This is a genomic window from Rubritalea sp., from assembly GCF_051252225.1.
Classification (GTDB): Bacteria; Verrucomicrobiota; Verrucomicrobiia; order Verrucomicrobiales; family Akkermansiaceae; genus Rubritalea.
The window spans coordinates 23380-39766 of the sequence record NZ_JBPOGE010000012.1 but is presented as its reverse complement, the minus strand read 5'-3'; the positions used below and the strand labels follow the sequence as shown (position 1 = coordinate 39766).

Sequence of the window (16387 nt, the reverse complement as noted above, 5' to 3'; positions counted from 1 at the left end):
CCTAACAGGGTGTTTCTATCAGAATTTAAAGAGTACTTTCAGCCACACGTAGTCACCTTGTGGTCGGTTTTTCACTTCAAATTCATGGAGCCATTTCATTTCTGCAATTACATCGATATCAGCCACTTTTTTAGTGTAGGAAATGACGGGGCCGAAGCCGGCTGTGCGACCTTCAAAATCTCCAAAGGTTGCGCCAGCTCCTGAGTCCCCATTTACTTGTTCGTACCAATAACCACTCAGGCCTGCTCCAGCAAAGCCCCCGTATAAGGGGAAATGCTGTGCTAGCGTGCCATCTAGGTGAACCTGCATTCCTGTTTTATAATCGGTGTCAGGGTTCTCGAAGTTGTAATCAGCTCCAATAAAGACGGAGGCTTCACGACCATTTTTCTGACCGAAATACATAAAGCCTACAGTCGGTTCGACGGTCCAATAGTTCTTGCCTGTATTGGCAAGGCGGCCAACTTCATAGTTGCCGGTCGGCACATAGAGTCCTAAGCGGTAGTTGATATTGAAGTCAGGGTTAAAGTTCTGATTCAACAGCACGGGCATGAGCACAATGTCTCCAATGCCAGAGATGCTATCAGATCTTTTGACCGTCCCAAGTGCTGTATGCACATCTGCCTCAATACTCAAATCTACATAAGGAACCGTAGCGCTCATGGAATATGACCATGCATCATTAAGCTGACCGAATGCTGGCCGCCAGAGTAAGGTTAGGCCATTTGCATAGCTCTCAATGTCAGCTCCAGTCGTCACTAAGTCGGCGATCGGTAGGACACGTTGAGCATCTGCAGACGCCGACCAACTTAAAAAATTATAGCGCGCAATGAAGGTTTCTTGCGGTGGAGCTCCATCGACAAAGGATGCCATGGAACCAGGGAGGTAGTGGCCGCTGCCACCCTCCTCGGCTTGTAAGGAGGTGGTTGCAAGTGCGCTAGCAAGTATGAGTGGGGTAGCCTTCATTTATTAAGCATTGTGGGCTGACCGTAGTTCAGCGGATGTCTTTTAGGAGCTTTTGGTAGTTTGGATTCTCGCGCAGTAGACTGCGGGCACTCTTGATCAATGTGTCGACCTGTTCGTCGTTGAGGCTGAAGGAGGTGGGGATTTTATTAAGAAATACTTTGAGGCTTGGTTGAGGTATATCTTGAAAGTCAACTTCTATGAAGTGAGGAGTGATGGAGTGGCCTGGACTCGATAGAACCTTCGCTGATTGGTAAAGTTGGTTTTTAGCGAGCTCAGTACTTGCCGTGTTATAGCGGTGCAGTTGGACATTGGTCGCTGCGTTCATAGCAGTGAGCATGGAAGGCTGTTTGGTAGAGTCATCCATGCTACTCGCAGCTTGGGTGGATGCATTGACTAAGAGGAACACGACATGTTTAGGGAGCTTCCGCTGGTTCCTTTTTATTAATGTGCCTGGGCCGCCGGAAATATCTATAATGTCGCTCATGGCTCGCATCCCTGTGTTGTCGGTGATGCCGCCATCGACGAAGTGGATGAACTGTCGTGCATCCTTATCGTTGTATGACTGTAGACCCTGGTAGAGCATGCGGAAATTGGGGTCTTGTTTAGCCTTCTCTTTGGCATTGGGTGGCCATTGGTATTGCTGGGAAGAGGTGTCAGGGTAATTTTCGACTACGACGGGATTGAAAACAACAGGAACAGCGGATGATGCGGCAACTGCTCGAGCGACGGGAAAAGTCGAAAGGTCCGAACCTAGAAAATCAAAATAATCTTGAATGAATGAGAAGCGTACACCTTGGGCAAGGTCCGAGGCATTGATAACAACCATTGGGCGATCCGGCTTATGCATGTCGGCAAAGGTCGCATTATGGAACAGATTTTTCTCGTAGTAGTCGATAGCTCTCTCGGTCCGGCCCTTAGAACCAAACCAGTGGAAGGGGTTGAATAATCCTTTTGTTAGGTGGCCCTCAACGTTCTTTCGCAGGAACTCATCCTCAAAATGGGTGAATAATTTTTCGCCGTATAACCCGTAATAAGCGGCGGTAAAGCTTCCTCCAGAAACTGATGAGATATAGTCAACCTCGTCGAGTAGTCGTTTTTGGTGGGCTCCGTTGTCGATTTGAGTATTGCGTAGTTCCTCGAGAACACCGTAGGCCATGGCTGAAGCACGTGTGCCACCACCAGAGAATGCCACTACGAAAATGATATCGTCAGAAGAATCAGTGGATGCCCAAGTTTTTATGGAGTAGGGCTGGGTCGAGCTGGATGCTTCGGTAATTGGCTCATTTTTAATGACACCGTAGGAAGCGCAGCTGGTTAAACATGCGCTTAGGCCAGCTATGCTAAGGCTTGCTACCATCCAACGCTGAATTCTCGAGCGGGTACTAGAGCTCATGTTAGGAGCTGAATGCTTACTATCCACTGCGGTAGGATGCGCACCTAGGGCCGGTGTGGCTAGATTTTTTGAGGTAGTTTTCATAACATGGTGAGGATTTGGTTAAAAATTTCTCAAGTGGATAAAAATCATGGTGTGGGAAGTTCGAAGTGTGCGTGTGCGCAATTTTGGACCCAGGGAAAGAATGGATTCCAGTGTTGGCGGAGCATCTCGTTGGGGGAGATGAGGATGGCGCCCTTCTCACCGCGGAGTGCGAGGTTACCTAAAGTCATGTTGTTGGCTGATCCTCCGTTGCCATAGATCGGGTCCGAGGGAGGGAAGGGGAGAGCTATGTGGGAGAGCGAGAAGATGTCAGAGGGCCAGCTTATTTCGGAATCGAGAGTTTCTATTTCATTCTGATTGGCTGGACGGCGGTGAATCAAGACTTCACCTGAGCCTGTGGTGTTTTCGGTGTCTCTGTTGGATAGAATAGTTAGAGTGAATGACTGGCTGGCACCTTTCAGCCGTTCTGTGAGAGCCTTGACCGCATTGGGAGCCAAGACGTTTTTGATGCGCTTGCCGTGGTTCCTGTCGAAGATCACTAGCTCATGTCCGCGTTGTGGCAGTTTGTCGAACAGGCGTGTGACTAGATCTGGGGCGGAGACAGTGGCGTCGACTGCGGACTGGAACGCGAGGGTAGGTGGGAAGTCAGCGAGCTGTTTCTGCTCTGACATTTTAGCGAGGCGCCCTTCAATTTCTTTGGTGATTAGGTAGGCTTGGTGGCCAGCATTGACGGCGAAGGAATTGTATTTGTAGGGGTCGTATTCGAGATTGATCGAGGTCCACGCGAGTTTTTCGAGTCCGAGCCAGTGGCCCAAGCGCCCCTGCCATACGGCCATGGCTGCAGTCGGAGTGATACCAATCTCGGGTGAAAAGAGTATGAGTTTGTCGACCTTAGGGAGCGTGGGGTCATGGAGCGTCTCGAGGCAGTAGTGGACGGCTAGGGCGCCGCCGTTAGAGTAGCCTACCACATAAATAGGTTTGTCACCCACGGTGGCACGCAGGTGTTCTGCTGCTAGGCGGACAGCCGCTGCCATGTCGAGCCAGCTCACCTTGACTAGGCCTGAGGGAGTTGTTCCGTGGCCGGGGATGCGCAGGCCTATTACGCTGGCGCCAGAGGCGTGGAAGCTCTCCGCGTATGAACGGAGGCTATAGGGGGAATCCGTGAGGCCGTGCAGGAGGAGTACTCCGGCTGTCGGGTTTTCGGTGTCGAGGGTGAAACTACGGTTCCAGTTGGGTGCCATAGCCGTAGGGTCGGTGGCACTGCCGTGTTGGAAGCGGTTGATTGAATCGTCGTTCGCCTTTCCGGTTTTCTGATAGACTTCTTGTTCGAGCTGCTGGAAGAGTCGGTCTTCTAATTTTAGGTAGCCGGCGAAGTCGGTGACGTCTGAATCACGGGTGAATTCTTCATCGAGATCCACAGTGTGCCAGACACTAAGGTCTGGGCGCTTCTCTAGGGTGTAGATTCCAACTGAAAGGAGAGCGATGACGGAACCTATAAGACCGTAGCCAATGGCTCTGCGAGCAATGTTGAAAGAATGTTTGGCGATTTTGTGCATGATAGAAGACGGTGATTTTGCGGCGGCGCAAGATGGGTCTGTTAGATTGGGTGCGCCGCAAATTGATAACCTAACGTTAGTCTTTTAGTTTTTCCTCGCATTGAGAAAAGACATTTCAGGATTCTTTCATGTATTTCGTGATTTTCCAGTCTTCCTTGTACTCTAGATGTAGCATTCGATGAACGATCATACCGCATCAAAAGGTCATGGGGTTTGAAGGGGAATATTGTGTGCTAACTGTCCCTTCATGCTGATGACTATTCAGCCATTTTTTGGGGGATTCATAATAGATCTTCTGTCGAAACTGCTCGTCGTTGTTGGTAGGCTAACAAAAAATGGCCTGCTCCGATTTGATTCGGAGCAGGCCATGGAATGATGAATCTCAGGATTACTGCTTGGAGCCAGACATCACGGCTTCCATGACGTGATCCAGGTTGAAGCTACCGGGCTTTTGGCGCGGCGGGAACTCCTTGAAGCTCTGCAGCCACTGGCCGACGTAGGCACCCGCTGGCGCGAAGACCCACATGTGCTCAACGAAGAATTTGTTGTACCCCATGGCGTGCTCATCTCTGGCGCGTTCGAAGGGGTCGGCGCGTAGATCCGTGAGGATCGGAGCGCGGAGGGCGGCGAATGGCTGGATCCAGACCTCAAGCCCGTGAGCTTTTTGCTCAAGGAAGGTGATCTTGAATTTGTCGTAACGAAGGGCGGCAACGCTGCCGTCATCGGTCCAGTAGATGAACTCATTGCGGGGCCAATCGGCTCCGTCGCGGAAGTAAGGAGCGAGGTCATAGCCATCGATATGAACCTTGTAATTCATATCACCGACTTGGCGGCCCTTGAGAAGGTCTTCCTTGGCCGTGCTGTCACCAGCGGCAGCGAGAAGGGTGGGGAGCATGTCTTCATGCGCACCGATCCCGTTGACGAGTGTTCCTGGCTTGATGGTGCCGGGCCACTTGATCATGCATGGGACGCGGTAGCCGCCTTCCCAGTTGGTGTTCTTCTCACCCTTGAACATGGTGGTGCCGCCATCAGGCCAGGTGAAGGTTTCCGCACCGTTGTCGGTGGAATACATGATGATGGTGTTGTCTTCGATGCCGAGTTCCTTGACCTTGTCAAGAAGCAGGCCGACGTGGCCATCGTGCTCGACCATGCCGTCGGCGTAGATGCCGTGGCCTGTCTTGCCGACCGCATCGGGCTTGAGGTGGGTGAAGATGTGCATACGGGTGGAGTTCCACCACATGAAGAACGGCTTGTCGGCCTTGACCGCACGTTCCATGAAGTCGAGCGCCTTGACGTTCACTTCTCCGTCGATGGTCTCCATGCGCTTTTTGGTGAGCGGGCCGGTATCTTCTATCTTACCGTCGGCAAAGCTGTGGATGACGCCGCGTGGGCCGAACTTTTTCTTGAACTCAGGACTCTTTGGATAGTCCGGGTACTCCGGCTCTTCCTCGGCATTGAGGTGATAGAGGTTACCGAAAAATTCGTCGAAGCCGTGCTCGGTCGGGAGCATTTCGTCGCGGTCACCGAGGTGGTTCTTGCCGAACTGTCCGGTCATGTAGCCTTGGGCCTTGAGCAAAGTAGCGATCGTAGGATCTTCCTTTTTCATGCCTTCGGGGGCACCCGGTAGGCCGACCTTGGTCAGGCCGGTGCGCATTGGTGACTGGCCGGTGATGAAGGCGGCGCGGCCGGCGGTGCAGCTCTGCTGACCATACCAGTCGGTAAAAATGGCGCCTTGCTTGCCGATGCTGTCGATGTTCGGTGTCTGATATCCCATTAGGCCCAAGTTGTAGGCGCTGATGTTGAATCCACCGATGTCGTCACCCCAGATGACTAGGATGTTCGGTTTTTTTGTTTCGGCGGCACCCGCAGAAGCGATCGTGGCCATTATAGCGACGGCCCCAGACAGCAGTGCCCGACTGAATGGGAGGGTTTTTGTTTTTAGTGTCATAGTTGTTAGGTTGAATTGTTAGATTTTAGATCGGCGTTGTGATATCAGTGTGCTTAATTTAGAGGAGGCGTTCCAGCCTATTTTGATTCACCGGCGGCAGTGGTAGCCTTGGTTTTTAAATATTGATCCAGCGGGACCTGAAGGTCTTTGGCTTTACCCAGCTCGTCCGAAAGACTCTGTGCCTCGGTGATCATTTCGACACTCAAGCCCTTGGTTGCGGTGATATTCCGCTTGGCATGATTCGCAGGTGAGTTGTCCATGGTGGCGGACCGTAACAACAGTGCCACGCCAGCGATCTTGTCCGCCTTCACTCCTTGGCCGCGCACATAGAGCATGCCCAGATTTCCGATGGCAAGCGCATCGCCTTGCACCGAAGCCTTGCGATACCATTGATTGGCCTGCGCGAAATCCACGGCGGTGCCACGCCCGTGTTCGTACAAAACGCCTAGATTGAATTGCGCATTTGAATTCCCTAGCTCGGCGGATTTGCGGTACCAAACAACTGCTTCTTTCTCATCTTTGGGAATCCCCATTCCCTGTTCATACATTAGAGCCAGGTTGAATTGGCAATCGGCGTCACCTTTTTCCGCTGCCGTGCGAAATTCCGTGGCGGCGAGTTGCGGATTGCCGGCTTCAAAGGCCGCGACCCCTTCCTCAAGTCCGGCTTGGACCGGGCTGATCAGGAGAGCTGCGACCATCGTAAGTGCGAGGCGGGTCGTGGTGAGGTGAGTGATTTTCTTCAGGTACATCATCGTGTTTTTGGTCGGTTCGTTCGAATGTTGAATTTCGCTGCTGAATACGCGAGCCGGATTTATTAGGTCCGGCTCGCGGGGTTCAAGAGCGATTTAAATTATTTCACGAGTTCGACCTCGCCTGGGCGCCAGGTTTTTTCGATCCATGGTTCGAGCGGTCCATACATGCGGAGGATGCAGAACCAGCTTTTTCCGGAGTTGGTGGCTAGCCAGTTACCTGCTTTTCCTTCGGGAGCTTTAGGTCCGAAGTAGAGATCATAAGAGCCGTCCGCATTTTTTTCGATCCCTTTGGTCAGGCTGCCGACCGTTGGAAACAGCTGGCTGGTCTGGAGCTGGCAGCGGGTTTGGGTGTCATACATCGTGACTGCCCAGAAATTATTAACCGGCACGTTTGGTGGCATGTGCAGCTTGTAGGTTTTCGATCCGTCGAAGGGCTGGCTGTTCTGATCAAGAAAGGCCAAGGCGTAGTCCGAGCCTCTTCCAAGATGAGGAGTCGCCATGGCTGGAGTTACTCCTCCAGCATTGTAATAGAATAAGACACGGGCATCGAGGTCCATGATCCCTTCGGCTTCGAATGAGGTATTCTTGTTTGCGTAGGCGGTCACCCACTGACTTTCATCCGAGTCGGGATAGAATTTCACACCATCGATACGAGGATCGTAGGTGATGGAGCGACCAGCCGCATTGCCGAGCGTTGCCGCTTCGGTGAGCAGCTTCTTCATATTTTCATCGGGATTGAAGGGCTTGCCTTTGACGATGCCAATGGCTGCCATGTAGCCGCGAACTTCTGGGTTCACCGCTTCGATCGGCTCTGCCTGGACGATGTCGTTCAGGATTTCGAAGTACTCCAGGTTGCTTGGGAAGATCGTACTGAATGATCTGCCAGACATGTTGATCAGTTCGGTCGGCGCAGGATTAGCAGCGTCTTTTAGCGGATAGACTTTGAGTCCTGTTTTAAAATTCTCAACCGCAGCATCGAGACCATCTTTGATAGATCCGCGGAGGAAGAGGAAGTTCTTGTTGGTCTTTGGCTTTAGTAGGAAATATCCGTCGGGGATTTCACCTTCATAGCCGGGAGGGATGACGAGGTATTTGCCGCCTTTGCCCTTGTCCGGTCCGGTGAGACCCATATTGCCGACGAAGCGCTGCCACGCGTCATCGAGGAAACCGAGCATGCCTGGTGGGATCTCGATGACTGTCGGACCATCCTTTGCCAGATCGGTGGGAGCATAGGCATACATGGTGGATGTGTTTGATGTGATGACCGGAGTCCGAGAGTCCATCAGCTGTTCCCAGATGGCGATTTTGTTTGGAGCGTCGGCACCTTGTTCAGCCATGCCGAGAAGCACGGTGCTTATGGATACTGCGCCTACATTATCAAGGTAGACACCGAGCGCACGTGAACGGGTCAGGTAGTCGTAGACCAGGTCGTTAGTGTCGCCGGTTGGTACGCCGTCAAAGAATGTGAGCTCTCCGGCGACCGTCTGGACTGTGTCCGGGATGGAGGCTGCCTTTGTTTTTGCGGCTTCGCGAGCAGGATCTGCCTGTCCGTGTGCTGTGGCCAGCGATAGTGCGCCAGCGAGTGTTAGTGTGATGATGTTTGGTTTCATTGTGATTGAGTCGTGAGAATTTAGATTTTAAGAATTCGCTGCTGAATGCGCTGGCCGGACCGAGTGATCCGGCCAGCGAAGTTTGAAATAGAAAGGTCCTATTATTTTACTTTAACGATGCCTGGTGGCTTCCAGCTGCCGTCGCCAGGAGGGAGGACCGAAGGAGCTTCTGTCTTAGGCCAGTAGAGGCGCATGGCGAGATAGACTGTGTCGTTTGGAGCGGGGAGCCAGTTGGCTTCCTTATCAGCTCCAGGACTTTCGTGCTGGATGTAGAGCGTCAATGAACCGTCTTCATTCTTCTTCATGTTCGGCATCATCGGGGAGTTGATGATGTAACGGTTGATCGGATTCTCAATGAGGAGCTGGGACTTTCCGTCATACATGGTTACCGACCAGAAGGCGTTGACTGGTGGGTATTCGCCAGCGGGGAAGGTGAGGGTGTAGTTTGACTTGCTACAATCCAGCGTGTCGCCGTTTCCATCCACACGGGTGTAGGGGTAGGTAGCTTCGATGGCGTCATTGGCATAGATGCCGGCCTTGGCTCCTGCAGCACGCTTGAGCCAGTCACCGCTGAAGAATTCCTGGTCACCGAAAAAGGCTCCGATGTTCCAGTTGTTCACTTTCTTGGTGCCGTCTGCAAGGTACTTGCTGACCTGTGCGTCTCCGACCTTCATTGCCTCGACAAAGGCGGCCTTGTGTTCCGGGCTGAGGTCCTTGAAGTCGAAGGTCTTGCCAGGGCCGATGCCGATGGATGCGAGTTTGGCGTGGATGTCCTTGTTCTCGTCGGTGGTCGGGACTAGCTCGAGTGCTGCATCCAGATACTGGAAAAAGTTCTCCTTGATGCCGCCGGTAGTGGCTGGGAGGAAATCGATCTTTGGTGCGGTTTCAGGAGCAGGCTGCTTGAGGAAGACTGAAAGCGGCTTCACTTGATAGCCGTCCTGAATCTTGATCACGTTCGGCATGTCTTCTGGGTTGAAGAGCTGAGTGCGGTAGGCGACGAGGGAGAAGGGCGTGGTGGAAGTGAAGACTTCCTTGATGCCATCCGGCTTATCGCCTTTCCAATCGGGGCCGACAACCATGTAGTTACCGGGATCATTACCAGTGGCGCGGCTGCCGATGTAGCCGTAGTTGTAGGTGTTGCTGTCGCACATCATCACCGCGTAATAGCGGTTTTTTTCGACCTTAGGCACAGTGAGGACGACCGGTTCAGCGCGGAGATCGAGCCAGGTAAAGGAGTAGGGGGTATCGCTATTCGGCGAGATGACGGCAGTGTCCTTGTAAGTGTAAACGCGAGGCTCATTTTTAAGTTGGTTGAACGGAGCTTTGAACTGGCTACCGCCCTTGTCGACGGTATATTCGTACATCACAGCGTAGTTCATGACGATGGGCAGTCCGTAAACGAAGCCCTCCTCGGCGATGGTTTTGATTTCCGCCGGTGAAGGAGTCGTCGAGATGTCGGCGGCTGTCCCCGTGAAGGTTAGCGAGACCGCAGCGAGTGCGGTGTAGGCTATAGTATTTGCTTTCATTGTTATGAGTGTTGATTGATTTTATTTTGATTTCACGATGCCTGGTGGTTTCCAGCTTCCACTACCTGCTGGGAGGACAGAAGGGGCTTTGGTGGTTGGCCAGTAGAGACGCATTACAAGATAGACTGTGTCGTCTGGTGCAGGGAGCCAGTTGGCTTCAAGGTCGCCGCCTGGATTGTCTTTCTGGATGTAAAGAGTAAGAGAGCCATCTTCGCCTTTCTTCATGTTCGGAATCATCGGTGAGTTGATGAGGTAGCGGTTGATCGGGTTTTCGATCAGAAACTGCGACTTGCCATCATACATGGTGACTGACCAGAAGGCATTCACCGGTGGGTACTGGCCTGCTGGGAAGGTGATGGTGTAGTTGTTTTTGCTGCAATCGAGCGTTTCGCCATTTCCGTCTACACGGGTCAGCGGGTAAACTGCCTCGGCTGCGCTGTTGCCATAGAGACCTGCTTTGGCGGTGCCGGAACGCATGAGCCAGTCGCCGTTGTAGTGGGCTTCGTCACCCGGGAGGGAGCCAACCTGCCAGCCGTTGACGTCGGTCATCCCCGAGGCAAGGTAAGTGCTGATTTTTTCATCACCGGACTTCATTCCTTCGACGATGGCTTTCTGGTGCTCTGGGGAAAGGTCTTTCAAGTCGAAGGTCTTGTTAGGTCCGATACCGATAGTGGCGAGCTTGGCTCGGATGTCCTTGTCCATGTCCGTTTCCGGGACGTATTCGAGCGCTGTGTCGAGATAGCTCCAGAAGTGCTCCTTGACGCCAGCTGTGGTCGCCGGGCTGAAGTCGATCTTCGGTGCGGCGGCGGGTGCGGGTTGCTTGAGGAACGCGGAAAGCGGCTCCACCTTGTAGCCGTTCTGTACTTTGATCACGTTTGGCATGTCCGCAGGGTCGAAGAGCTGGGTGCGGTATAGGGCCATGGAGAAAGGGGTGCTGGAAGTGAAGACTTGCTTGATACCATCTGGCTTTTTGCCTTTCCAGTCGGGGCCTGCGACCATGTAGCTGCCAGGGTCGTTACCGGTGGCGCGGCTGCCAATGTAGCCATAGTTGTAGGTATTTCCGTCGCACATCATGACGGCGTAGTAGCGGTCCTTTTCGACTGCAGGCACGGTCAGGACGATCGGCTCGGCACGTAGGTCGAGCCAAGTGAAGGAATAGGGAGTGTCACTGTTCGGTGTGATGACTGCAGTGTCCTTGTAGGTGTAAACACGAGGTTCGTTCTTGAGCTGATTGAATGGTGCCTTGAACTGGCTGCTATCCTTGTCGACGGCGTATTCATTCATCACGGCGTAGTTCATCACGATCGGTAGACCGTAAACGAAGCCCTCTTCGGCGATGGTTTTGATTTCCGTTGGGGAAGGAGCGGTCGAGATGTCGGCGGCTGTCCCCGTGAAGGTGAGCGAGACCGCAGCGAGTGCTGTGTATGCTATGGTAGTTGGTTTCATTGTGATAAATGTTTAGTATGGTTGAATATGGTGTTTTTTGAGCTGACTACTGGGCCAGTTTTTTACTGGCTCGAGTCAGGCGGTGTTTTCTAGTTATTAGGGGAAGAGGAAGGAGAACTGGAAGTTGATGCCCCAATCCGCCGCGTTGTCCGGGCGGACGGCGTTGTAGAGTCCTTGGATGGATGTGCTTATCGACTGCTTGCCGACGGTGAATACCTTGCCGACGCCACCGCCGACCGGGATGGTCCATCTGTCACTAGAAGGGCTGACCCAATCGGCAGTGATAGTGGCATTGCTGTAGAGGAACCAGCCATCTGGTAAGTTATAGTTGAGGAAGTACTGGGCGCCGAAGGCGTTCACTTCATCCGCTCCATCGCCACCTAGTGACCAAACGTTCTGGAGTACCACGCCGGCGCCCCATTTTTCCTCGGCATAGTAGAGTACCCCAGACGGACCGATACCGACACTGTCGGAGCCGAGAAGCGGGTCTGTGCGAGTCGGTAGTAGAACGGTGGGGCCAGCGCCCCAGACGAGTTTGCCGTCCGGCTTTGCTGGCGAGACAAACATGTTTAGCAGGGTGTTGCCGAGGCCGACTTCGTAATCACCATTTCCCAGCGGTGCCTGAAGGACCGGTAGGATGGTGTAGGTAATGAGCTTCCAGTCCTCGCCTAACGAGAATGGCCAGACGATCTGGGCGGAGTAGGAAGCTTCCGTGCCGCCGGTGCCTGGGACATCGGGGCTCATCGTCACATCGAGTCCCACCTGACGCAAGCCACTGACTGGGTTCTGCTTGAGTTTCACAAGGTCCGAGATTGAAGTGTCGGAGCTGCTTTGCGTCTGGGCGCTAGCGCATGTGCCGCACGCGATGAGTGCGGCAAGTGGGATAATGCTGTGAAGCTTCATAGATGGGGCCGATGTGGATGGATTACTTCACCAATTCGATCTCGCTCGGACGCCAGGTCTTGTTAATCCATGGCTCAAGCGGGCCATACATGCGCAGGTAGGTGAACCAGCTCTTGCCAGGGATGGTTTCTAGCCAGTTGTTTTCCTTGCCCTCTGGTGCTTTAGGGCCGAAATAAATGTCGTAGGAACCGTCCTCGTTCTTTTGAATTCCTTCAGTCTGGCTGCCGACGGTGGGGAAGGTCTGGCTGGTTTGAAGGAGTGAGCGCGTTTGTGTGTCGTAGACCGTTACTGCCCAGAAGTTATTGATCGGAACGTTCGGCGGCAGGTTGAGTTTGTAGGTTTTTGAACCGTCGAAGGCGTTCTTGTCAGCGTCTAGATAGGCGAGGGCGTAATCAGAGCCTGCTCCTGCGTGGCTGGTGGCCATGGCTGGGGTGACGCCGGTCGCATTGAAGTAGAAGAGTGGGCGGGCATCCAGATTCATCGTGCCGTCTGCTTCGAAGGAGGTGTTTTTGTTAGCGTAGGCCGTGGTCCACGAGCTGTCGGTATCTGGGTAGATGAAGACGCCGTCGATACGTGGTTGGTAGGTGATGGCGCGGGCGGTGGCGTTGCCAAGAGTCGCGGCTTCATTGAGGAGCTTCTTCATCCGAGAATCGGGAGTGAATGGCTTGCCTTTGACGATACCGATGGCTGCTAGCTGGCCGCGCATTTCCGGTCCGATGGCGTCGATAGGTTCTACCTGTACTAGCGCATTGAGGTCTTCGAAAAAGCTGAGGTCGTGGGTGATGATGGTGCTGTAGCTTTTGCCGGATATGTTAAAGAACTCAGTGGCAGGTGGGGTGTCGGCTTTGGCGAGTGGGTAGATTTTGAGCTTGGACTTGATGTTTTCTACGGCTGGCTCCAGCCCCTTGGCAACCGAGCCACGGAGGAAAAGCAGGTTGTTGTAGGTGGGGAGCTTAACGATGAAATAGCCTTCGGGCTCCTCACCGCTGTAGCCTGGGGGGAGTAGCAGGTACTTGCCGCCCTTGCCCTTGTCTGGGCCGATCGCACCGAGGTTTTCGACGAAACGGAACCAGGCATCGTCGAGAAAGCCCAGCATGCCGGGAGGGAGTTCAACGACTAAAGGTCCATCGGTTTTCAGGTCGAGGTAGGTGAGGGCATACAGGGTGGATGTATTGCCAGTCAGGTAGAGTGACTCGGGCTTGAGCAGTTGCTCGGTGATGGTGACCTTGTTCGATGCATTCGCGCCAATGCTGGCGTTGCCCTTACGCATGGCATTGAGTGAGCCGGCGCCAGAGTGGTTGAGGTAGACTTCGACTCCGCGCATACGGTCGAGGTTGTCGTAAAGTGTGTCGATGGTGGAATCAGTCGGCACGCCATCGAAGAATTCTAAATCGCCGATAGCGGTTTCGACTTTATCGGGGATGGCGATGGCATCCATGGATTCCTTTGAAATCTGGGCGAATGCGGAGCTGCTGAGAGCGAGAGCACCGATGACGGCGTACCTCAGGCTGCTTGGTTTCATAGTGTCTTTCATAGAGTGTTCTTGTTCGTATTTTTGATACAGTCTAGTAGGCTCAGAACGAGCTAGGTGTAATACAGGTTTTCAGGTGAGTGGTCAGTTCCAGTTTTGGCACGAAGTTGACACTGTGTGTAGCTCAAGACACATAGGTGTATGAGCTGGCATGGAGCATTAGTGTGGGAAGCAGTTACGATCATTAACTGTTAGAGTGATAGACGAGAGTCGTTGACTGTAAATTTATGGTAATTGCTAGAATATAATCGAACGAATTACAAGTAGGAACAATCCGAGACGAGTCGGTGTGTTAGACTGAACTGAGCAGCTGAAATTGAGTAGCTAGACGGTCAGGTTAGACGTAGGATGAGCTAACGCGTGGTTTCGAATAAGCTGTTGAAATCTAGGTGTGACCTAACAGTTTCATATAAGATCTTTAGTCAAAAACCATGATTCATAGATAGGCGAGATGGGCACGCTGCTATTTCATCAAAAAAAACAGGGCCCTCCGAAGAAAGCCCTGTTTAGTGAGATTTGGAATAAGTGTCTTAGGAATACTCCATCGTCGTAAATACGAAAAACCTCTTTTACACACTGCAGAACCACTCAGATCCGCCTTGTGTGATTTGAATCCTACACAGTTTTCAAAAGCTGTATGTCCACAGTTTGGTAGACAGGGCGTTTTGAGCTTCCGCATGACTTCTCATGGTAATAATGCTAGATGGTTATCTATGCGCTTCACTATGTATCTGCTAGTATCTTTGGTCTTTGCAGAGCTGTGCAGTGTTCTTGCTGCGAATGAGCATCCGGGAGTGATGTCTCTTGCTCAGCTGGAGCAACGGCTGGAGGATATAGATCATGAGTTAGATGAACTTGCTAGATGTAGTATGCGAGGAAGTATGGGGCCACTGGGCTGGCGGTCACATGCGCGTCAAGGTCCTTATCAGAATGAATGGATAGAGATTGATTTAGGAGAAAGCACCCTGATTGATCAGGTGGCTTTAGTCCCTACGATCTGGCGAGATTCAACATTTGGCCTGATGGCCGATGGCTTTCCTGAGGAGTTCCAAATCATTGTTGGCGATGGTAGTGATTCGGAAGGTCGGGTGGTGGCTTCTTTTACCGCTGAGGATGAGTTATTGCCACGGATCGAACCTTTGATTGTGCGTTTTCCTGTCACTTCTGCTTCATGGGTTAGGTTTCAGGCAACTAAACTCACCTCCCGTGCATGGGATGGTTTATACCAGCTCCAGCTTTCTGAAATGATGGTGTTTAGTGGCGAAGAGAATGTTGCTTTGCGCAAGCCTGTAAAAGTATCTACTCAGGAGCAATTTACCCTGCGTGCACGAGTCAAAGAGACGGTGGTAGATGGCTCTTTACCCTACTTGATGGATGCTGCGGGTGGGGCCGATAGTAAGTCTTTTGTAAGTACTGTAGATGATGGGTCTCAGCCCTCAATGACCATTGACCTAGGAGAGAGCTGCTTAGTGAGTCAGGTGCATCTTCATACGGTAGACTTGAGTGATAATGTTCCAGAAGTGATTCATCCGACCTTTGGTATTCCTGAATATTGTATTCTCGAGGGTGCCAATAACCCTGATTTCTCAGATGCAGTTCAGCTTTGCGAATACCGTGTAGAGACTGTCTTTGATGCAGATCCTATTATCATGCTGAATTTTGAGGAAACAGAAGTGCGATACCTTCGACTGACTGCGCTGATCCCTCATATTGATAGATTTGGGTCTCGGTTGAGGTCCCTTGTGGGTTTCTCAGAAATAGTGGTGTTATCCAATGGAATGAATATCGCTAAAGATAAGAATGTTGATCTGGACTTTGAGGTTAGAGGGTATACGCGGCCGCTTGCTAATGTCACTGATGGTAAAAACTTCTACGGAGAAATTTTATCGATTCGCACATGGATGAATCAATTGGCGCGGCGTCATAATTTGGAAAAAGAGCGTCCGAAAGTTGCGGCTGAAGCAGCAGATCGCTATGTTCTGCAGCAAAAAAACTTGATGCGGATGTATTGGTTAGCAGCTTTGCTAGTCGTTGTGATTATTTTGACCGTCTTGATTGGGAGGTTAGTTCGGATGAAGTATGTTGGTCAGATTCGCCAGCGTTTCGCTGCGGATCTACACGATGAGCTTGGAGCTGACATTCATTGTATTGGTCTGATGAGTGATATGGCACGCGACTCTCTAAGTGAGCCGGCTAAGCTGGATGAAATTCTAAAAACGATTCGTGAGGCAACTGAGGAAACGGGCAATGTGGTCCGACACTATAGTAATTTATATGAAGGTAATTTCTCGGCCTCTGGTTTACAGGGAGACATGGAGCGAATTGCGCAACGGGTGGTTGTTCACTTGAAGCACGAGTTCAGCGTGGAGGGTGAAGCTTGTTTAAAGCAGTTACATCCGCGAACCCGATCTGATTTATTGTTATTTTATAAAGAATGTCTGATTAACATCTGTCGTCATTCGGGAGCCACTAGTCTGAGCACCAAATTAGTAGCTAATAGCAAACGCATTGAAATAACCGTCTGTGATGATGGGCAGGGGATTTCTGATCCTAGTAGTAAGGGGTTGCCGCAGTCACTCAAGCGTCGAGCTCGCCTGATGGGAGCCCGCGCTCGCCTAATAAATCCTAATGGAGGAGGGCTCTGTATTCATCTCTCCCTGCATCGCCGAGGATACTTGTTGCACAAGTTACTCGGTTTTTTAAATTCTTAAAAAAGA

General features: G+C 52.0%; 11 protein-coding genes. 1 reads left to right on the top strand and 10 read right to left on the bottom strand.

All coding sequences use genetic code 11. The features are described 5' to 3' along the window. Nucleotides 1–18 precede the first annotated feature (18 nt). The 10 genes from ACSHX2_RS11315 to ACSHX2_RS11270 form a co-directional block, all read right to left on the bottom strand. On the bottom strand, nt 19–963 hold the full coding sequence (locus tag ACSHX2_RS11315; protein WP_435693060.1) for a SphA family protein: 945 nt from the start codon (nt 961–963) through the stop codon (nt 19–21). A gap of 28 nt (nt 964–991) precedes the next feature. Further along, on the bottom strand, nt 992–2440 hold the full coding sequence (locus ACSHX2_RS11310; protein WP_435693059.1) for a patatin-like phospholipase family protein: 1449 nt from the start codon (nt 2438–2440) through the stop codon (nt 992–994). Between the two features lie 44 nt (nt 2441–2484). Beyond that, nucleotides 2485–3954, bottom strand: a complete 1470-nt coding sequence (locus tag ACSHX2_RS11305; RefSeq protein WP_435693058.1) for an alpha/beta hydrolase — start codon at nt 3952–3954, stop codon at nt 2485–2487. 388 nt (nt 3955–4342) lie between these two features. After that, nucleotides 4343–5839: an arylsulfatase gene (locus ACSHX2_RS11300; protein ID WP_435693057.1), complete on the bottom strand. Its 1497-nt coding sequence runs from the start codon at nt 5837–5839 to the stop codon at nt 4343–4345. Nucleotides 5840–5979: 140 nt separating this feature from the next. Further along, nucleotides 5980–6654: a tetratricopeptide repeat protein gene (locus tag ACSHX2_RS11295; RefSeq protein ID WP_435693056.1), complete on the bottom strand. Its 675-nt coding sequence runs from the start codon at nt 6652–6654 to the stop codon at nt 5980–5982. A 98-nt stretch (nt 6655–6752) separates the two neighbouring features. Continuing rightward, a complete protein-coding gene (locus ACSHX2_RS11290; RefSeq protein WP_435693055.1) occupies nt 6753–8264 on the bottom strand; it encodes a DUF1254 domain-containing protein in 1512 nt (503 codons plus the stop codon). Between the two features lie 101 nt (nt 8265–8365). Further along, complete coding sequence (locus ACSHX2_RS11285) at nt 8366–9790, bottom strand: DUF1254 domain-containing protein (protein WP_435693054.1); 1425 nt, start codon at nt 9788–9790, stop codon at nt 8366–8368. Between the two features lie 21 nt (nt 9791–9811). Beyond that, complete coding sequence (locus tag ACSHX2_RS11280) at nt 9812–11236, bottom strand: DUF1254 domain-containing protein (RefSeq protein WP_435693053.1); 1425 nt, start codon at nt 11234–11236, stop codon at nt 9812–9814. A gap of 96 nt (nt 11237–11332) precedes the next feature. Further along, nucleotides 11333–12037: a neuromedin U gene (locus tag ACSHX2_RS11275; RefSeq protein ID WP_435693052.1), complete on the bottom strand. Its 705-nt coding sequence runs from the start codon at nt 12035–12037 to the stop codon at nt 11333–11335. 124 nt (nt 12038–12161) lie between these two features. Then, entirely contained in the window at nt 12162–13661 is a 1500-nt protein-coding gene (locus tag ACSHX2_RS11270; RefSeq protein ID WP_435693051.1) for a DUF1254 domain-containing protein, read from the bottom strand. Nucleotides 13662–14347: 686 nt separating this feature from the next. Here ACSHX2_RS11270 and ACSHX2_RS11265 point away from each other — a divergent pair. Then, nucleotides 14348–16381: a histidine kinase gene (locus tag ACSHX2_RS11265; RefSeq protein ID WP_435693050.1), complete on the top strand. Its 2034-nt coding sequence runs from the start codon at nt 14348–14350 to the stop codon at nt 16379–16381. The last annotated feature ends 6 nt before the right edge of the window (nt 16382–16387 follow it).